The sequence below is a fragment of the Streptomyces sp. NPDC127595 genome (assembly GCF_042671685.1).
GTDB lineage: Bacteria > Actinomycetota > Actinomycetes > Streptomycetales > Streptomycetaceae > Streptomyces.
The window spans coordinates 356,143-375,687 of record NZ_JBHXWK010000003.1 but is presented as its reverse complement, the minus strand read 5'-3'; the positions used below and the strand labels follow the sequence as shown (position 1 = coordinate 375,687).

At 68.1% G+C, this 19,545-nt stretch carries 14 protein-coding genes and 1 tRNA gene; 13 read left to right on the top strand and 2 right to left on the bottom strand.

Translation table 11 applies throughout. The features are described from left to right. Window positions 1-102 precede the first annotated feature (102 nt). The 11 genes from dnaA to ACFVKT_RS12655 all read left to right on the top strand — a co-directional run bounded on the left by dnaA (window position 103) and on the right by ACFVKT_RS12655 (window position 14,482). A complete protein-coding gene (gene dnaA, locus ACFVKT_RS12705) occupies window positions 103-2,088 on the top strand; it encodes a chromosomal replication initiator protein DnaA (RefSeq protein WP_385730562.1) in 1,986 nt (661 codons plus the stop codon). 1,066 nt (window positions 2,089-3,154) lie between these two features. Further along, window positions 3,155-4,285, top strand: coding sequence for a DNA polymerase III subunit beta (gene dnaN / locus ACFVKT_RS12700; protein WP_385730559.1), 1,131 nt, complete (start codon window positions 3,155-3,157; stop codon window positions 4,283-4,285). Between the two features lie 152 nt (window positions 4,286-4,437). Further along, entirely contained in the window at window positions 4,438-5,313 is an 876-nt protein-coding gene (gene gnd / locus ACFVKT_RS12695) for a phosphogluconate dehydrogenase (NAD(+)-dependent, decarboxylating) (RefSeq protein ID WP_385730557.1), read from the top strand. Between the two features lie 70 nt (window positions 5,314-5,383). Next, window positions 5,384-6,508 (top strand): DNA replication/repair protein RecF, encoded by a 1,125-nt coding sequence (recF, locus tag ACFVKT_RS12690; protein ID WP_365445438.1) that lies wholly within the window; start codon window positions 5,384-5,386, stop codon window positions 6,506-6,508. After that, complete coding sequence (locus ACFVKT_RS12685; RefSeq protein WP_385730555.1) at window positions 6,505-7,050, top strand: DUF721 domain-containing protein; 546 nt, start codon at window positions 6,505-6,507, stop codon at window positions 7,048-7,050. Before recF ends, ACFVKT_RS12685 begins: the two co-directional genes overlap by 4 nt. A gap of 330 nt (window positions 7,051-7,380) precedes the next feature. Further along, entirely contained in the window at window positions 7,381-9,465 is a 2,085-nt protein-coding gene (gene gyrB / locus ACFVKT_RS12680) for a DNA topoisomerase (ATP-hydrolyzing) subunit B (RefSeq protein WP_385730553.1), read from the top strand. Between the two features lie 42 nt (window positions 9,466-9,507). Next, window positions 9,508-12,099, top strand: coding sequence for a DNA gyrase subunit A (gene gyrA, locus ACFVKT_RS12675; protein WP_385730551.1), 2,592 nt, complete (start codon window positions 9,508-9,510; stop codon window positions 12,097-12,099). A gap of 18 nt (window positions 12,100-12,117) precedes the next feature. After that, on the top strand, window positions 12,118-12,894 hold the full coding sequence (locus ACFVKT_RS12670) for a DUF3566 domain-containing protein (protein ID WP_385730549.1): 777 nt from the start codon (window positions 12,118-12,120) through the stop codon (window positions 12,892-12,894). Between the two features lie 111 nt (window positions 12,895-13,005). After that, window positions 13,006-13,082, top strand: a tRNA-Ile gene (locus tag ACFVKT_RS12665). 773 nt (window positions 13,083-13,855) lie between these two features. Further along, window positions 13,856-14,278 (top strand): helix-turn-helix domain-containing protein, encoded by a 423-nt coding sequence (locus ACFVKT_RS12660; RefSeq protein WP_385730547.1) that lies wholly within the window; start codon window positions 13,856-13,858, stop codon window positions 14,276-14,278. A gap of 33 nt (window positions 14,279-14,311) precedes the next feature. Beyond that, window positions 14,312-14,482, top strand: a complete 171-nt coding sequence (locus ACFVKT_RS12655; protein ID WP_385730545.1) for a hypothetical protein — start codon at window positions 14,312-14,314, stop codon at window positions 14,480-14,482. A 22-nt stretch (window positions 14,483-14,504) separates the two neighbouring features. On the opposite strand, the gene ACFVKT_RS12650 is transcribed toward ACFVKT_RS12655, so the two are convergent. Continuing rightward, window positions 14,505-14,876, bottom strand: coding sequence for a DUF6344 domain-containing protein (locus ACFVKT_RS12650; RefSeq protein WP_385730543.1), 372 nt, complete (start codon window positions 14,874-14,876; stop codon window positions 14,505-14,507). A 337-nt stretch (window positions 14,877-15,213) separates the two neighbouring features. On the opposite strand from ACFVKT_RS12650, the gene ACFVKT_RS12645 reads away from it, so the two are divergent. Together ACFVKT_RS12645 and ACFVKT_RS12640 are read left to right on the top strand one after the other, a co-directional pair. Then, the gene (locus tag ACFVKT_RS12645) at window positions 15,214-15,342 is read left to right on the top strand and encodes a DLW-39 family protein (RefSeq protein ID WP_003999697.1); all 129 of its coding nucleotides are present in this window, start codon (window positions 15,214-15,216) and stop codon (window positions 15,340-15,342) included. Between the two features lie 425 nt (window positions 15,343-15,767). Continuing rightward, a complete protein-coding gene (locus ACFVKT_RS12640; protein ID WP_385730541.1) occupies window positions 15,768-17,237 on the top strand; it encodes a hypothetical protein in 1,470 nt (489 codons plus the stop codon). Between the two features lie 43 nt (window positions 17,238-17,280). Here the strand turns inward: ACFVKT_RS12640 and ACFVKT_RS12635 are convergent, their stop codons facing one another. Continuing rightward, window positions 17,281-19,437: a protein kinase gene (locus ACFVKT_RS12635; protein WP_385730539.1), complete on the bottom strand. Its 2,157-nt coding sequence runs from the start codon at window positions 19,435-19,437 to the stop codon at window positions 17,281-17,283. Window positions 19,438-19,545: the final 108 nt, after the last annotated feature.

Genomic DNA, 19,545 nt, shown 5'->3' with positions numbered 1-19,545 from the left:
CCCACCGCTCCAGCAGTTTTGTTCCCGCCGCCCCACCCGAGTGATCTTCCCAACCTGCTCCCAGAACCACACGTTCGTGGGACCCATGAGAGAGCGTGCCCTGTGGCTGACGTACCTGCCGATCTTGCCGCAGTGTGGCCACGAGTAATGGAGCAACTTCTCGGCGAGGGCCGCGGTCAGGGTGTCGAGGCGAAGGACGAGCACTGGATCAAGCGCTGCCAGCCCTTGGCACTGGTCGCGGACACCGCACTCCTCGCCGTCCCCAACGAGTTCGCGAAGGGCGTACTCGAAGGCCGTCTCGCGCCCATCGTCAGCGAGACCCTGAGCCGCGAGTGCGGCCGCCCGATCCGCATCGCCATCACCGTCGACGACTCCGCCGGCGAACCCCCCGTGCCCGCCCAGCCCCGGTACGACGAATCCGAGCCCCCCTCAGGACAGGGCCAGGGACGCGACTCGTACGACGGTCAGACCCGCGACGACCGAAGCCCGTACGACAACCCGACGCGCGACGAGCGCCCCCCGTACGACAGCCAGGGCCGCGACGAGCGAAACCCGTACGAACCCCAGGCACGCGACGACCGGAACCCCTACGACGGTCAGCGGCGCGACGGATACGAGGGGTACGGCCGGCACCGCGCCGACGACCACAGGTCCGGCCGCTCCGACCAGCTCCCCGGAGCCCCCGGCGACCAGCTCCCGAGCGCCCGCCCCGCCTACCCCGACTACCAGCGGCCCGAGCCGGGCGCCTGGCCGCGGCACCAGGACGACTACGGCTGGCAGCAGCAGCGCCTCGGCTTCCCGGAGCGCGACCCCTACGCCTCGCCCTCGCAGGACTACCGGCCGCAGTCCATGGACCGCCCGCCCTACGAGCAGCAGCGCCCTGACTACGACCAGCAGCGCTCCGACTACGACCAGCGTCCCGACCGCCGCGATCTTCAGGACCCGACCGCCGGCAGTGGCCACATGCACCGCGGCGGCCCCTCGCTGCCCTCATCCAGCGGCGCCCCGGGCCCACTGGCCGCGCAGCCCGCACCGGCGAGCGGTCCGGGCGAGCCCACCGCGCGCCTCAACCCGAAGTACCTCTTCGACACCTTCGTCATCGGCGCCTCGAACCGCTTCGCGCACGCCGCCGCGGTCGCCGTCGCCGAGGCACCGGCGAAGGCATACAACCCGCTCTTCATCTACGGGGAGTCCGGCCTCGGCAAGACTCACCTGCTGCACGCGATCGGGCACTACGCGCGCAGCCTCTACCCGGGCACGCGGGTGCGGTACGTGAGCTCGGAGGAGTTCACCAACGAGTTCATCAACTCCATCCGCGACGGCAAGGGCGACAGCTTCCGCAAGCGGTACCGCGAGATGGACATCCTGCTCGTCGACGACATCCAGTTCCTGGCGGACAAGGAGTCGACGCAGGAGGAGTTCTTCCACACCTTCAACACCCTCCACAACGCGAACAAGCAGATCGTGCTCTCCAGTGACCGGCCGCCCAAGCAGCTGGTCACCCTGGAGGACCGGCTGCGGAACCGTTTCGAGTGGGGCCTGATCACGGACGTCCAGCCGCCCGAGCTGGAGACGCGCATCGCCATCCTTCGTAAGAAGGCGGTGCAGGAGCAGCTCAACGCCCCGCCGGAGGTGCTGGAGTTCATCGCGTCCCGGATCTCGCGGAACATCCGCGAGCTGGAGGGCGCGCTGATCCGGGTGACGGCGTTCGCGTCGCTCAACCGGCAGCCGGTGGACCTCGGCCTCACCGAGATCGTCCTCAAGGACCTGATCCCCGGCGGCGAGGACTCGTCCCCGGAGATCACCGCGCCGGCCATCATGGCGGCCACCGCCGACTACTTCGGGCTCACGGTGGACGACCTGTGCGGCTCCTCGCGCAGCCGCGTCCTGGTGACGGCACGCCAGATCGCCATGTACCTCTGCCGCGAGCTCACCGACCTCTCGCTGCCGAAGATCGGCGCGCAGTTCGGCGGCCGCGACCACACGACCGTGATGCACGCCGACCGCAAGATCCGCGCGCTGATGGCCGAGCGCCGCTCCATCTACAACCAGGTCACCGAGCTCACGAACCGCATCAAGAACGGCTGACAGTGCCGACGACGGACACCGTCGTACGTCGCTGAGGGCGCCCCGGGACACCTTCCCGAGGGCGCCTTTCGCCGTTCTCGGACCCATGTCGGGGGCGCCTGCCGAGGTTTTCGGACCCGTGCCCGGGCCCCTGCCGAGGTTTTCGTAGGCCGTCGAAGGCCGTCCCAGACACGTTCTCGTACGTCCACGGAGGCCGCCCGGAGCCGTTTTCGTACCCGCGCGGAGGGCCTCGGCGACGTTTTCGTACGTATACGGAGGGCGCCCTTCGTCGATCGGCGGTCATCCTCTGTTCGATTAAGCGCGGGGTTACGGCCACTCTCCACAGATTCGGTGACTTTCCGGCGTCCACACCCTGGGGACTGAGAAGTTGTCCAGATCGTGTCCACAGGCAGGACTGTTGAGAGACGATCAGACCAGGTCACCCGCTTGTGGATTGGTGGACGAAGACTCTCCACAGGCTGTGGATGAAGAAAAGATCCACAGGGTGTGCACGAAGTTGTCCACCGCCGGCCCACAGGCTGGGCCGAGTTGTCCCCAGCGATCTCCAGCTTCTCCACACCTCTGTCCACTGTTCGGCAACCCGACGCGCCCTCTCACCGTGTCGAGTGAAAGGCGTCACACCAAGGTGTCCGGTTGGCCTGTGGGGAACGTGGGTAAATCTGGGGACGGCGCTGGGGAGAAGTGACCTCCGCCTGTGCATCGAGTGTGCAGAACTTTTCGCCGTCCACAGAAGAGCGTGGTTTTCCACCGCTCCCGCCCACAGGGCCGGTGGACAAAAAATCGCCCCTGAGCTGCGAAAACAGGGTTATCCACGGTTTCCACAGGCCCTACTACTAAGACCAACTAGAGAGAGCCTGAGAGTCGATTCGAAGTGGGGGCTGTGCACAACTCACGCTCGGAGCCTCCGCTGCCGCTCGGAACGACTTGACCCCGAGGGGCACCGACTGTCAGTGCTGTGCGTCAGACTGGTCCCCGGTGTCCTGCCCATCCCTGGGCCGAACGACACCGAGTCAGACGACGAAGGCCAGCAGGGCGAGAGCGCCGGCAACAGACGGAGGCGGCAACGGTGAAGATCCGGGTGGAACGCGACGTACTCGCGGAGGCAGTGGCCTGGGCGGCACGCAGCCTCCCGGCCCGTCCGCCGGCTCCTGTGCTCGCCGGCCTGCTCCTGAAGGCCGAGGAGGGCGCCCTGAGCCTCTCCAGCTTCGACTACGAGGTCTCGGCACGGGTCTCGGTGGATGCCGAGATCGACGAGGAAGGCACGGTGCTCGTCTCCGGGCGCCTGCTCGCTGACATCTGCCGCGCCCTTCCCAACAGGCCGGTGGAGATTTCCACAGACGGTGCACGGGCGAGCGTGGTCTGCGGCTCCTCGCGATTCACACTCCACACCCTGCCTGTGGAGGAGTACCCGGCGCTGCCGCAGATGCCGTCGGCGACCGGCACCGTCCCCGGTGAGGTCTTCGCCTCCGCGGCCGCCCAGGTGGCCATCGCCGCCGGACGCGACGACACCCTGCCCGTCCTGACCGGTGTCCGCATCGAGATCGAGGGCGACACGGTCACCCTCGCCTCCACCGACCGCTACCGCTTCGCCGTCCGTGAGTTCCTGTGGAAGCCGGAGGACCCCGAGGCGTCCGCGGTGGCCCTGGTGCCCGCCAAGACGCTCCTGGACACCGCCAAGGCCCTCACGAGCGGCGACAGCGTGATCCTGGCGCTGTCCGGCTCCGGTGCCGGCGAGGGCCTGATCGGTTTCGAGGGCGCGGGGCGGCGTACGACCACCCGGCTGCTCGAAGGCGACCTCCCGAAGTACCGCTCGCTGTTCCCGACGGAGTTCAACTCGATCGCCGTCATCGAGACCGCCCCCTTCGTGGAGGCTGTCAAGCGTGTGGCCCTGGTCGCCGAGCGGAACACCCCGGTGCGGCTGAGCTTCGAGCAGGGCGTGCTGATCCTGGAAGCGGGTTCCAGCGACGACGCACAGGCTGTGGAGAGGGTTGACGCCCAGCTCGAGGGCGACGACGTCTCGATCGCCTTCAACCCGACGTTCCTGCTCGACGGCCTGAGCGCCATCGACTCGCCGGTCGCCCAGCTCTCCTTCACGACGTCCACGAAGCCCGCGCTGCTGAGCGGCAAGCCGGCCCTGGACGCCGAGGCGGACGAGGCCTACAAGTACCTGATCATGCCGGTGCGCCTCAGCGGCTGACGCGCGGCGGCCGGCCCACCGGCCGCCAAAGCCGCAGGTGGGGCGTACGTCTGAGCGCGTATGCCCACAGGTGTGCGTGAGCGCCCGGGTTTAGGCTCGGACGTAGGTACGAGAGTGCCCTCACGCCACGTCGAAAACCTAAGGAACAACTGATGGAGCTCGGTCTCGTCGGCCTCGGCAAGATGGGCGGCAACATGCGCGAGCGGATCCGCCGCGCAGGCCACACCGTCCTCGGATACGACCGCAACCCGGACCTCGCCGATGTCCACAGCCTGGAAGAGCTTGTGGGCAAGCTCAAGGGCCCGCGGGTGGTGTGGGTGATGGTCCCCGCGGGCGCCGCGACCCAGTCCACCATCGACGAGCTGGCCGCCCTCCTGTCGCCCGGTGACGTGGTCGTGGACGGCGGCAACTCGCGCTGGACGGACGACGAGAGGCACGCCGTCGAGCTCGGCATCAAGGGCATCGGCTTCGTCGACGCGGGCGTCTCGGGCGGTGTGTGGGGCCTGGAGAACGGCTACGCCCTGATGGTCGGCGGCGACGCCGAGAACATCGCGAAGGTCCAGCCGGTCTTCGACGCGCTCAAGCCCGAGGGCGACTTCGGCTTCGTGCACGCCGGCAAGGTCGGCGCGGGCCACTTCTCCAAGATGGTCCACAACGGCATCGAGTACGCCATGATGCAGGCCTACGCCGAGGGCTGGGAACTCCTGGAGAAGGTCGACTCCGTCACCGACGTACGCGAGGTCTTCCGCTCCTGGCAGGAAGGCACCGTCATCCGCTCCTGGCTGCTCGACCTCGCCGTCAACGCCCTCGACAGCGACGAACACCTGGACAAGCTGCGGGGCTTCGCGGAGGACTCGGGCGAGGGCCGCTGGACGGTGGAGGCGGCCATCGACAACGCCGTCCCGCTGCCCGCGATCACCGCCTCGCTCTTCGCCCGCTTCGCGTCCCGCCAGGACGACTCACCGCAGATGAAGATGGTCGCGGCACTGCGCAACCAGTTCGGCGGCCACGCCGTCGAAAAGAAGTAATCCACAGATCCGAAGATCCACAGGCCGACGGCCCGCGGATCCACAACCTGGGGGAGGTCGGCGAACGACCATGCACGTCACGCATCTGTCGCTGGCCGACTTCCGTTCCTACGCCCGGGTCGAGGTCCCGCTCGACCCGGGCGTCACCGCGTTCGTGGGCCCCAATGGGCAGGGCAAGACGAACCTGGTCGAAGCGGTCGGCTACCTCGCGACCCTCGGCAGCCACCGCGTCTCCTCCGACGCCCCGCTGGTGCGCATGGGCGCCGACCGCGCGATCATCCGGGCCAATGTCCGCCAGGGCGAGCGCCAGCAGCTCATCGAGCTCGAGCTGAACCCCGGCAAGGCGAATCGCGCCCGCATCAACAGGTCGTCGCAAGTCAGACCCCGTGATGTGCTCGGCATCGTACGGACCGTGCTGTTCGCCCCCGAGGATCTCGCCCTGGTCAAGGGCGACCCCGGCGAGCGGCGCCGCTTCCTCGACGAGCTGATCACCGCCCGCTCCCCGCGAATGGCGGGCGTCCGCTCCGACTACGACCGGGTCCTCAGGCAGCGCAACACGCTCCTGAAGTCGGCCGCACTGGCCCGGCGGCACGGCGGCCGCACCATGGACCTGTCCACCCTCGACGTCTGGGACCAGCACCTCGCGCGCGTGGGCGCTGAGCTGCTCGCCCAGCGGCTCGACCTGGTCTCCGCGATCCAGCCTCTGTCCGACAAGGCGTACGAGCAGCTCGCGCCCGGCGGCGGCCCGATCGCACTGGAGTACAAGCCCTCGTCGCCCGAAATCGTCGGCCACGCGCGCGAGGAGCTGTACGAGCAGCTGATGGCCGCCCTCCTGGAGTCCCGCAAGCAGGAGATCGAGCGGGGCGTCACCCTGGTGGGCCCCCACCGGGACGAACTGCTGCTCAAGCTCGGCCAGCTCCCCGCGAAGGGATATGCGTCACACGGCGAGTCCTGGTCGTACGCGCTGGCGCTGCGCCTGGCCTCGTACGACCTGCTCAGGTCCGAGGGCAACGAACCGGTGCTGGTTCTGGACGATGTTTTCGCCGAACTGGACACCCGCAGGCGAGAGCGGCTCGCGGAACTCGTCGCTCCGGGCGAGCAGGTCCTGGTGACCGCCGCGGTCGACGACGACGTACCCGGCGTACTGGCGGGGACGCGGTACTCCGTGTCCGAGGGCGAGGTGGAACGCGTATGACGGAGAACACACCCGACCCGGGAGCGGCACCCAAGGTGCCCGAGCCGTCCGGCGTCGACCTCGCGCGCGTGGCCCTGCGCGCCGCGAAAGAGCAGGCACGCGCGCGTGGGGACGCCGCGCAGCAGAAGAAGCAGGCGCGGCGCGGCGGCGGGCTGCGTTCCGGCGCGGGCGCGGACGGGCGCGACCCCATGGCCCTCGGTGCTGCCATCAACCGGCTGCTGACCGAGCGCGGCTGGGAGACGCCGGCGGCGGTGGGCGGTGTGATGGGGCGCTGGCCCGAGATCGTCGGCGACGCGATCGCCACGCACTGCAAGCCGGAGCGATATGACGAGGAAGCGCGGGAGCTGACTGTCCGTTGCGACTCAACGGCGTGGGCGACCGAAATCAGGCTCCGCGCCCCGCAGTTGGTCGCGCGGCTGAATGAGGACCTGGGGCACGGCTCGGTGCGCCTGATCAAGGTGCAGGGACCCGGGGGTCCCCCCCGTCGCTTCGGCCCCCTGCGCGCCCCTGGGAGCAAGGGTCCCGGCGATACCTACGGGTGATCGGCACAGGCCGGAACCGTCGGTAACGGTTGACCGGGTGCGGTTGCGAACGCCGACCTGACTCGGCAGTAGCCAAGGGTTGACACCCGGAAGCGCTGAGTGCCGCTGTAAGCCTCTTTGGGCCCGGGTCCGCATATGGGGAGTCGGCCGAGACCGGTTCAGGGCGGCACATGCGGACTCAGGTACCGGCAAACCCCCATCACTGTCGGCGCTACCGGTAGACTGGAAGCTAATCCCGCCCCACTTGTGGGACACACCGAGCAACGCTGACTAAGGCTTACCAACGCAACACGCCGCAGCCGCTCCGGCCACCCGCCAGGAGTTCGGCTTGTGCTGTGCCAGAAAGGGCGCTTCGTGGCCGATTCCGGCAACCCCAACGAGAACATCCCGTCCACCGACGCCGGCGCGAACGGCGCGGCAGTCTCCTCGAACGGGGAGGTCGCCGCCTCGTACGACGCCAACGCCATCACCGTCCTCGAGGGTCTGGACGCGGTCCGCAAGCGACCCGGTATGTACATCGGCTCGACCGGTGAGCGAGGCCTGCACCACCTGGTGCAGGAGGTCGTGGACAACTCCGTCGACGAGGCGCTGGCCGGTCACGCGGACACCATCGACGTGACGATCCTGGCCGACGGCGGCGTGCGAGTCATCGACAACGGCCGCGGCATCCCGGTGGGCATCGTCCCGTCCGAGGGCAAGCCCGCCGTCGAGGTCGTGCTGACCGTGCTGCACGCGGGCGGCAAGTTCGGCGGCGGCGGCTACGCGGTCTCCGGCGGTCTGCACGGCGTGGGCGTCTCCGTCGTCAACGCGCTGTCCACGAAGGTCGCCGTCGAGGTCAAGACCGACGGCTACCGCTGGACGCAGGACTACAAGCTGGGCGTCCCCACGGCACCGCTGGCGCGCAACGAAGAGACCGAGGAGACCGGTACGACGGTCACCTTCTGGGCCGACCCGGACATCTTCGAGACCACCGACTACTCCTTCGAGACGCTGTCGCGGCGCCTCCAGGAGATGGCGTTCCTCAACAAGGGTTTGACCATCAAACTCACTGATGAGCGCGAGTCGGCGAAGGCCACGGTCGGCGCGGACGAGGCCGGGGCGGACGAGATCGCCGAGGTCAAGACCGTCACGTACCACTACGCGGGCGGCATCGTCGACTTCGTGAAGTACCTGAACTCCCGCAAGGGAGAGGTCGTCCACGACACCGTGATCGACATCGAGGCCGAGGACAAGGAGCGCCTGCTCTCCCTCGAGGTCGCGATGCAGTGGAACAGCGGCTACAGCGAGGGTGTGTACTCCTTCGCCAACACCATCCACACGCACGAGGGCGGCACCCACGAAGAGGGCTTCCGGGCCGCTCTGACCGGTCTGATCAACCGGTACGCGCGCGACAAGAAGCTGCTGCGCGAGAAGGACGACAACCTCACGGGTGACGACATCCGCGAGGGTCTGACCGCGATCATCTCGGTCAAGCTCGGCGAGCCGCAGTTCGAGGGCCAGACCAAGACCAAGCTGGGCAACACCGAGGCGAAGACCTTCGTACAGAAGGTCGTGCACGAGCGTCTGACGGACTGGCTGGACCGCAACCCGAACGAGGCTTCGGACATCATCCGCAAGTCCATCCAGGCGGCCACCGCGCGCGTGGCGGCCCGCAAGGCGCGTGACCTCACCCGCCGCAAGGGCCTGCTCGAGTCGGCGTCCTTGCCGGGCAAGCTCTCCGACTGCCAGTCGAACGACCCCACCAAGTGCGAGATCTTCATCGTCGAGGGTGACTCCGCCGGTGGCTCGGCCAAGTCCGGCCGCAACCCGCAGTACCAGGCGATCCTTCCGATCCGAGGCAAGATCCTCAACGTCGAGAAGTCGCGGATCGACAAGATCTTGCAGAACCAGGAGATCCAGGCGCTGATCTCGGCCTTCGGCACCGGAGTCCACGAGGACTTCGACATCGAGAAGCTCCGCTATCACAAGATCATCCTGATGGCGGACGCCGACGTCGACGGCCAGCACATCAACACCCTGCTGCTGACGTTCCTGTTCCGCTTCATGCGGCCGCTGGTCGAGGCCGGGCACGTGTTCCTCTCGCGTCCGCCGCTCTACAAGATCAAGTGGGGCCGCGAGGACTTCGAGTACGCCTACTCCGACCGTGAGCGCGACGCGCTGATCGAGCTGGGCAAGCAGGCCGGCAAGCGCATCCGCGAGGACTCGGTCCAGCGCTTCAAGGGTCTCGGCGAGATGAACGCCGAGGAGCTGCGCATCACGACCATGGACCAGGAGCACCGTGTCCTCGGCCAGGTCACCCTCGACGACGCCGCCCAGGCCGACGACCTGTTCTCGGTCCTCATGGGCGAGGACGTGGAGGCGCGCCGCGCGTTCATCCAGCGCAACGCCAAGGACGTCCGCTTCCTCGACATCTGAGTCGGTCTCAGCTGACCGCACCAGAAAGGATCTTGACCAGCAATGACCGACGAGAACACTCCGGAGACCCCCGAGGGCGAGGGCTTCGTGCTGCGCGTCGAGCCCGTCGGGCTCGAGACCGAGATGCAGCGCTCCTACCTCGACTACGCGATGTCCGTCATCGTGTCGCGCGCGCTGCCCGACGTACGGGACGGTCTCAAGCCCGTCCACCGCCGCGTCCTGTACGCCATGTACGACGGCGGCTACCGGCCCGAGAAGGGCTTCTACAAGTGCGCTCGCGTCGTCGGCGACGTCATGGGCAACTACCACCCGCACGGCGACTCCTCGATCTACGACGCGCTGGTCCGCCTCGCGCAGCCGTGGTCGATGCGCATGCCGCTCGTGGACTCCAACGGCAACTTCGGTTCCCCGGGCAACGACCCGGCCGCCGCCATGCGGTACACCGAGTGCAAGCTGATGCCGCTGTCCATGGAGATGGTCCGTGACATCGACGAGGACACCGTCGACTTCACGGACAACTACGACGGCCGCTCCCAGGAGCCGACCGTCCTGCCGGCCCGCTTCCCGAACCTGCTGATCAACGGCTCGGCGGGCATCGCGGTCGGCATGGCGACCAACATCCCGCCGCACAACCTCCGCGAGGTCGCGGCAGGCGCCCAGTGGTACCTGGAGAACCCCGAGGCCTCCCACGAGGAGCTCCTGGACGCCCTGATCGAGCGCATCAAGGGCCCCGATTTCCCCAGTGGCGCTCTGGTGGTGGGCCGAAAAGGCATCGAGGAGGCGTACCGCACGGGTCGTGGCTCCATCACGATGCGCGCGGTCATCGAGGTCGAGGAGATCCAGAACCGCCAGTGTCTGGTGGTCACCGAACTCCCCTACCAGGTCAACCCGGACAACCTCGCGCAGAAGATCGCCGACCTCGTGAAGGACGGCAAGGTCGGCGGCATCGCCGACGTCCGCGACGAGACCTCCTCGCGCACGGGCCAGCGCCTGGTCATCGTCCTCAAGCGGGACGCGGTCGCCAAGGTCGTACTGAACAACCTCTACAAGCACACCGATCTGCAGTCGAACTTCAGCGCCAACATGCTGGCGCTGGTCGACGGCGTCCCGCGCACGCTGTCGCTCGACGCGTTCATCCGCCACTGGGTGACGCACCAGATCGAGGTCATCGTCCGCCGTACGAGGTTCCGGCTACGCAAGGCCGAGGAGCGCGCGCACATCCTGCGTGGCCTCCTGAAGGCCCTGGACGCCATCGACGAGGTCATTGCGCTGATCCGGCGCAGCGACACCGTGGAGATCGCGCGTGAGGGCCTGATGGGCCTCCTGGAGATCGACGAGATCCAGGCGAACGCGATTCTCGAGATGCAGCTGCGCCGACTGGCCGCTCTGGAGCGCCAGAAGATCGTCCAGGAGCACGACGAACTCCAGGCGAAGATTACCGAGTACAACGCGATTCTCGCCTCGCCGGTCCGGCAGCGGCAGATCATCAGCGAGGAACTGACCGCGATCGTCGACAAGTTCGGTGACGACCGCCGTTCCAAGCTGATCCCCTTCGACGGCGACATGTCCATGGAGGACCTGATCGCCGAAGAGGACATCGTCGTCACCATCACGCGCGGCGGCTACATCAAGCGCACCAAGACCGAGGACTACCGCTCGCAGAAGCGCGGCGGCAAGGGCGTACGCGGCGCGAAGCTGAAGCAGGACGACATCGTCGACCACTTCTTCGTGTCGACGACGCACCACTGGCTGCTGTTCTTCACCAACAAGGGCCGCGTCTACCGAGCGAAGGCGTACGAGCTTCCGGACGCCGGCCGTGACGCGCGCGGCCAGCACGTCGCCAACCTGCTGGCCTTCCAGCCGGACGAGCAGATCGCCCAGATCCTCGCGGTCCGTGACTACGAAGCGGCGCCCTATCTGATCCTGGCCACCAAGGGTGGTCTGGTGAAGAAGACGCCTCTCAAGGATTACGATTCCCCGCGTTCGGGCGGCGTCATCGCGATCAATCTCCGCGAAACGGAGGACGGTTCCGACGACGAACTGATCGGAGCCGAGCTTGTTTCGGCCGAAGATGATCTGCTTCTGATCAGCAAGAAGGCCCAATCGATCAGGTTCACGGCGACGGATGACGCGCTGCGACCCATGGGCCGTGCCACCTCGGGCGTCAAGGGCATGAGCTTCCGCGAGGGAGACCAGCTGCTCTCGATGAATGTTGTTCGACCCGGTACGTTCGTGTTCACTGCCACAGACGGTGGGTACGCGAAGCGGACCAACGTCGACGATTACCGCGTCCAGGGTCGCGGTGGCCTGGGCATCAAGGCCGCCAAGATCGTCGAGGACCGTGGTTCTCTGGTGGGCGCGTTGGTGGTCGAGGAGACCGATGAGATTCTCGCCATCACGCTGTCCGGTGGTGTGATTCGTACGCGAGTCAACGAGGTCAGGGAGACGGGCCGTGACACCATGGGCGTTCAACTGATCAATCTGGGCAAGCGCGATGCCGTCGTCGGTATCGCTCGTAACGCCGAGGCCGGACGCGAGGCGGAGGAAGTCGACGGCGATGACGCCGTGGACGAGACCGCCGAAGGCGTCGAGGCAGTCGGTACGGAAGAGGGCGAGCCGTCCTCGGCCGAGTAGCGCGAGGAGTGAGTCATCGTGAGCGGAGCCACGGGCGCCGGATCGACCGGTACGGAAACGGACGGCGGCCGTGGCCCCGCCACAGATGCGACTGACTCCCATGACTCTCATGGATCCCAGGGGGGAACTGTGACGGACACCCGAGGCCCGCAGGCCCAGAGTTACATGGGCGGGGAGGCCCCGGCAGCAGCGCCGCCGGCACCTGGTTCGCCGGTGGCGGGGCCGCCGCAGCAGGGTTCGCCCCTGCCGGGCTCACCGCTGCCAGGATCGCCCCTGGCGGGTTCACCATTGCCCGGTTCGCCGCTGCCGGGGGAGCGGCAGCCGTCGCAGCCCGCACAGCCGTACCACCCGCCGCAGGCGTACCCGGCTCAGGCGCCCTCGGGCGCGGTCCGCCGACCGCGCACCGGCGCTCGCACGACGCCGCGGACGCGCAAGGCACGGCTGCGGGTCGCCAAGGCAGACCCTTGGTCGGTGATGAAGGTCAGCTTCCTGCTTTCCATCGCCCTCGGTATCTGCACGATCGTCGCGGCCGCGGTGCTGTGGATGGTCATGGACGCGATGGGCGTCTTCTCGACGGTCGGCGGCACCATCTCCGAGGCAACGGGGTCGAACGAGTCGAACGGCTTCGACCTGCAGTCGTTCCTCTCCCTGCCGCACGTCCTGATGTTCACGTCGGTCATCGCGGTCATCGACGTCGTCCTCGCCACCGCGCTCGGCACGCTCGGCGCGTTCATCTACAACCTCTCCGCAGGCTTCGTCGGCGGCGTCGAGCTGACGCTGGCCGAGGACGAGTAAGCACGAGCCGGCGGCCTCTCAAACGTCCGCCGACTATCGATTTTGGGACTGGCCGCGTCGTGCGCTAATCTTCAGAGGTCAGCGCGCGGGACGTACACCGCAAAGCGCGGCGGGGCTATAGCTCAGTTGGTTAGAGCGCATCCCTGATAAGGATGAGGCCACAGGTTCAAATCCTGTTAGCCCCACCAGCCAGAAGACCCCCAGGCGATCATGCCTGGGGGTCTTCTGCATCTACGGCTGCGATCGGCCGATGAGTGATCTTCCAACGGTTCGGCGAGCGTTGCGGTTGCTTCCCGTGAGTTGCTCGCCGCGCGCCGGCTGGCGGAGCGCACTGTCGATCTCGTACGCCGGTAGCCGCGTGCTGCACGGGCGTTGGCGGGCTGGGACGCGTCGTTGGGCGCCTCCCGCTTGCGTACTCCGCTGGTGGCCCGCGCGAAGGGTCGGCCCCTGTGAGTGGCGCCGACGGCAACTCGGTCCGTCGGGCGCGCCGCTTGTCCGGCTCGTGATGCTGGGCGCTGTGGGGCCGGCGACGGTGCCTGCATGGTCGTACGCGGGCACGGGAGCAAGTGCGCTGCCACGTCGGGGAGCGAGCACCGCTCCGGAGGGGGGGCCACCGGCAGCAGGGGCATACGCGCACTCCTTGGTGACGGCACGCGCCGACATGGATCGTCGGACCAAGGGTTCGCGTGGACCAAGGGGTTGCTTCGGGAGGCGGCCTCGTCGCCTATATTCAATCTTCATGTAGATGTAGATTTTCAAGGCGTGGAACGCGTACGGCGGCAGCTGTCACCCGTGGCGTGCTCGGGGGGATGAGTGAAGAACTCGTGTGGACCGAAGACTCAGGCCCTCAGGCGTGCCTCGTAGTACGCGGGCAGCGTGGAATGACTCCTGTCCCGGAATGCCGGACGTCGATCTGCGATCTACTTGCGCATGTGTATGTTGTCGGTCGATGGTCGAAAACGTGACTAAGTTCCCTTATTCATCCGGTGATCTCGGCTCCGGTGAGGACTTCGCCTACGACGGTGAAGATCTGGCTGCCCTACTGGAACGTCTTCTTGACCAAGCGCAGGGCCGGACGCAGAAGGATCTGGCCGAGCAGGCCGGTATCTCGTACCCGACGCTCAACGCGTGGGTGAACCGGACCCGTGGTACGTCCCGCATCGACCCCGAGAAACTGCGGGCGATGGTGGAGGTGTTCCGTCGCTGGGGTGTGAAGACCACGCTGCGGGAGTTCTTCGCCTCCGTCGGACGGCCTGTACCCGGTCCCAGTGGCGACGAACGAGAAGCGCAGTTGCTGCGGCTCTACCGGCAGCTGCCCGAGTCCAGGCAGCGTGACCTGGTCAAGAACGCCGAGGCGATGCTCCGGCTCAGTCGCGCGGTCTGAAGGTCACCGGCACAGCTACGACTTCGGTGATTTGTGTCCACTTTCTCCCCATCGCTGTTCCGGGAACTGCAGGAGATCCTCACGATCGACCTGGGTGCGTCGGCCACCGCCGAGGCGGCACTGTTCCACTTCTGCAGCACGCGCGCCGAACTGCCTGGTGAACTCGCGCCACAAAGTTCCGGTGGATCTGCTGATGCCCTCTGACGTACGGAATGGCGCCTGTCGGTCATCGAGCGCCGGTGGCGCAGTCGACCGCGCTCGTGGATCCGGTTCCCGTCGTCGTGCCTGTTGCGGCCGAGAGGTCGGTCCAGTCGGGCTCGGTTGCGTCCAGGGGTGGGCGGTGACGGCAGGAGGGGGACGAGCCGTGGGCTTCTGCCCGGATGCGCTGCTTCATCGTCGGAGGCAGGCCCCGATCTTGTGCTCCGGACCCGAGGGGCGCCGCCGGGACCGTCACGGCCGGGGCTCCGGCGTTGCGGACGGGTGCTGACTGCGGTACTGCCGCGGCTGCGGTCGTCGTGATGAATCCGGCCGCCGTGCACAGGGAGAGAAGGAGCGTCACGATGGCGGTCCACAGCTTCATGACCTGGTTCCTGGCCATGGTCCCTCACTTTCGGGTTGGGTGATTTGCGTACTTTCCTCATGATGTGTATAGAGGCCGTGAAGTGCTGGACCGACGCCCGTGGCGTGTCGATCTTCCGATGAACAGCACTCGGACGGGTGCATGAGGCTCGAAATCCGGGGAGGGGAGAGCCGAGGCGGACGCAGTCACCTTCCGAAGGGGGGCGATCACCCTTTGATCGGAGCGGTATTCCTGGCCTCTAATGCGCTGTGCCGGCGGCGAGTTGGCCATCGACGCAGGTCACCGATCGATATCGGTCGGTGTGTATAGTCGGGCGCCAGAGGTCCCCTACGTCAAGGAAAGACGAGGTCGCGCGGTGAAGAAGCTCCTCCTGGTCGCACTGGCCGCCATCGGCGGGCTCCTCGTGTACCGCCAGATCCAGGCGGATCGCGCCGAGCAGGATCTGTGGACGGAGGCGACTGACTCCGTGCCCACGGGTTCGTGAGTAGCGAAAACAGTCGAGACGACAGTCTCAGAGCAGACCCCGGCCGCCTCGCGGTCGGGGTTTTGTGTTGCCCAGGGGCTCTCAATTCACAAGAGCAAACGATTGAATTGCGATGAGGAACTCGAGCACTACGTAGAGGGCACTTTCGGCCGCTCGTCCGGATAGCACGGGTAGCGAGGTGGCGGTCGGGGCAGGATGGGCCACGATCGAGGGCGGCCACGGCTGTGGTGCGTACGGCTGCGCATACGCCTACGAGCTGGGCCATGGACATGCTGACAGGCACGCGAAAGGGCATGCCTGTGGAGAGGGCCTACAGATAGGGGCCCAGGGATAGGGGCCCACGAGGGCCTGTGGATGGGGCCTGCGGATGGGCCTCCAACGAGGGGTGGCGCGCGATGGGGCGGCGCAGGGCGCGGTGGCGCGTGATGTCGTGGCACGGCCGGGCGTTCGCGGCCAGTACGGCGACGACGGTCGTGGCAGCGGCACTGTGCACGACGATCGCACTGCCCGGGCAGGCAACGGCCGCCTCCGGCAGGCAGGTGGCCACTTCCGGTACGCAGGTGGCAGCCTCCGGTACGCAGGTGGCAGCCTCCGATATGCAGGTGGCAGCCTCCGGTACGCCGAAGCCGTACGCGTTCGCCGAGGACGCCACCCCGGTCGAAGGCACCGCGGACACCACCAACTCCGTACGCCTGGAGCCAGGAAAGGCATACAAGAGCTCCATAGGAAAGGATGGCAAGCTCTACTACCGTCTCGAACTCGATGTCACTTCCAACGCGTACGTCTCCGCCACCGCCATCCCCAGGGCGGGCGAAGCGGTCACCTATGGGGACGGCGTCAAGGTGTCCGTGCAGGACGGCAACAGCCGCAACTGCTCCTTCTCCGGGACCACCCACTTCGGTGCCACCCAGAGTTCCCACCCCATCGCCGCCTGGGCGTCGCGGGAGAGCGGCAGCGACCAGTACGCCTGCCAGACAGCGGGGACGTACTACGTCGTCGTCGAGCGCAGCGGTACGACGGGTTCCTCCTCCGGCGACTGGGACCTGGAACTCACCTATATGTCGGAGCCCAGCCTGAGGAAGGCCGCTTCGACGAGTGCACCCGAGACGTGGAACTCCGCGTCGCCGGACGCCCTCACGGGCGACCCCGAGTCCCGCAGAGGCGGTGCGGGCTTCACCCAGGCAACCGGCCTTGAACAGGGAGTCTGGCAGGACGCGATCGCCCCTGGACAGACGCTCTTCTACAAGGTGCCCGTCGGCTGGGGACAACAGCTCTACACCACCGCCGAACTGGGCAGCTCGACCGGCGGCGACGGCTATCTGGGTACGGCCCTGGCCGTGTCCCTGTACAACCCCGTACGTGGCTTCGTCGACGACGAGAGTTCCGGATACGACGGCAGCCAGCGTTCAGCCGCGCTGGATCCGCTGCCTCCGGTCGCCTACGAAAACCGCTACGCCCCCAACAACCGCGTGAGCGGCATGCGATTCGCCGGCTCGTACTACCTCGTGGTCCATCTCGCCGAGCAGGTCGCCGATAAGTTCAGCGACGGGCCGTTCGGGTTGACACTGCGTGTGCGGGTGGACGGCACCGCGCAGGCGGGGCCGTCGTACGCTGGGCAGGCCCAGCCCCGGGGCGCGTTCGACGTTCCGTCAGGGGCTCTTGAGGGCGCGGCCGGGGACGAAGGTGAACGTGGCGGCAGCAGTAGCGGTAGCGATAGCGGCACGATGAAGCTGGTCGCCGCGGGTGGGATCGGCACGGGGAGCGTCCTGGTGCTGGCGCTCGGCCTGTGGGCCGTGGTCGCGCGGCGGGCGGGGCGGGTGCCCGAGGACGCGGACACGGTCCCGGCTCCGCAGCCGTCGACTTCGAGGGCCCATCGGGCGCCACGCCACCGGTAGGACCGGCGAACCGGCAGCGAGACGCCGTCCTGGACGGTCCCTTTCAGACCTGGGTCAACGCCCAGAAACCCACCGCGAAGCAGACCAGCGCGAGAAGCAGCACCGGTACGGCCACCATCGCGGGAGGTCCCGAGCGCTGCTGCGCCCGGCCCGCGCCACCCTCCGAAAATGCACTCGCCCGAGGCGGAACCTGCGGGGACCGAGCGGTGTATGAACCAGTAGAGGCGTACGCGTGCTGCGGCATCGCGGCGGACGGGGAGACAGGCCCATGGGGGGAGGGCACATGTGCGGGCGTAGGCGTGGGCGTGGGCTCGAAAGGCTGAGCGCAGGGGGGAGTTGGGACCGGGAGCGCGACCGCGGTGGGGGGAGTGGGCGGCTGCTCGGGCGGGTGCGGCGGCGAGTGGTGCGGCTGTTGATGGGGGGTGGGGTATCGCTGTGTCTCGTGCCATGCCTGGTGGGGCTGAGGCTGGTGCGGCCCGTGCTGGGGCTGGGCGTGGGGGACGGCTGCCCGGGGTGGGGGCAGGTGGAAGCTCCCGGTGTCCGACATCGTGGAGGGCTGTGGGGGCACGGGCGCCGGCACGGGGACGGACGCGGGGTGCGGGGGTGCGGCACCATCACTGGCAGGGGGATTCGGTCGTACGTTGCTGGGGGCAGACCCCGGCCGTCCGCCATCGTCGGTGGACTCGGGGCGTACGCCGTCGGAGGCGGACCTTGGCCATGTCGCACCGGAGACGGGGCTCTGGGGCGGGGAGCCCGAGCCGAGCTGCCATGGGCTGGGAACTTGGGCCGAGTTCGGTTGCCCGGAGCCGGAGTCGGAGCCGGAGCCGGACCCGGAGTCGGAGCCGGAGCCGGAGTCGGACCCGGACCCGGACCCGGACCCGGACCCGGAGCTAGGAACGGGGCGGAGCCCAGTCTCAAACTCCGTCCCACCGTCTGCCCCAGCCTCGGCGCCGGAGGCCTGACCACGACTGTGGCTGTGGCCCGAGCCCGGTTGCCAGGGCCCGGACCCGGAGCTGGACCCGGTGTCAGCGCCAGGAACCGGCCCGAGCCCAGTCCCTGCCTCCGCTCCAGCCTCAGCCCCGGTGCCGGCCTCAGACCGATGGTGGGAGCCAGTGCCGGCCCCGGTACGAGCTCCTCCACGTGCAGCGCCACGTGCAGCGCCTCGGCCGGCTCCATAGCCAGAGCCACCCTCAGAACCAGGAGTAAGCCCGGACACGGCCTCGGCCCCCAACGGCCCCCCACTCAGACCGAGTTGTGCCGCTGCGGAGGTGGATCCCGGCCGGTGCGATCCGTCGCCCGCGCGCACTCCCGGCGTGCCCCCGAGGGGACCCTCTGGGCCGAACCCCTCCGGGAGCGGCCCGAGTTGGTCGAATACGTCGATCAACTCGTCGTCGGGGCCGGGCTCCGGGAGCAGCTCGGCAGCCGAGGCGAGCGCCTTGCGCGCCCCCGTGGCGGTGCGGAACCGCGCCTGCGGATCGGGCTGTACCAACGTGGCCACGACCTGCCACAGCGGTTCGGGGATGCCCCGCGGAGCCGTCGGCGTGCCGTTCTCCGCGAAGTACTCGATCAGCGCCTTGGCATCCGGCTTGGCGCCCTCCAGCAGATACAGGGCGACCAGACCCACGGCGAACAGATCCGCGGGAAAGTCCGGCTCGGCGCCCAGCATCTGCTCGGGAGCGAAGTAACCGGGCGTCCCCACCACATAGTTGGTCTCCGTCAGCCGTGGCTCGCCCAACCGCATCGCGATGCCGAAGTCGGACAGCCGCAGCCTTGGCCGAGCTTTGCCGGTCGCCTCCAGCAGCACGTTGGCAGGCTTGATGTCCCGGTGCACGACCCCCTCGGCGTGCACGGCCGTAAGCCCGGACAGAAGCTGGTCGAGCAGGGTGCAGACGAACGGAGGTGGCAAGGGACCGTAGTCCGCGACCAGATGGACCAGCGAGCCCCCGGCGACCAGGTCCATCGTGAACAGGACCTTGTCGTCGTCGGCGGCCCAACTGGCAGGAGCGAGGACATGCGGATGATCGATGCGCATCGCCTGCTCACGCACGAAGCGCAGCAGCGCATGCGCGTCGCTCTGCTGCAGCACCTTGGCGGCCACATACCGGCGCCGCCGGTGATCCCAGGCGCGCCAGACGGCACCGACTCCCCCACGCCCGATCGGGTCGACCAGTTCGTACCGGCCTGCGAAAACCTCACCCATGTCGTGCGTCGCCCCCCTGCGGCGGTCTGTCCGGTGACCTCTTCCGATGTGCACGGACGCCTGGACCTCTGTGAAGTCCCGGCCGTCCGGTACTTCACAGAGGTTCCC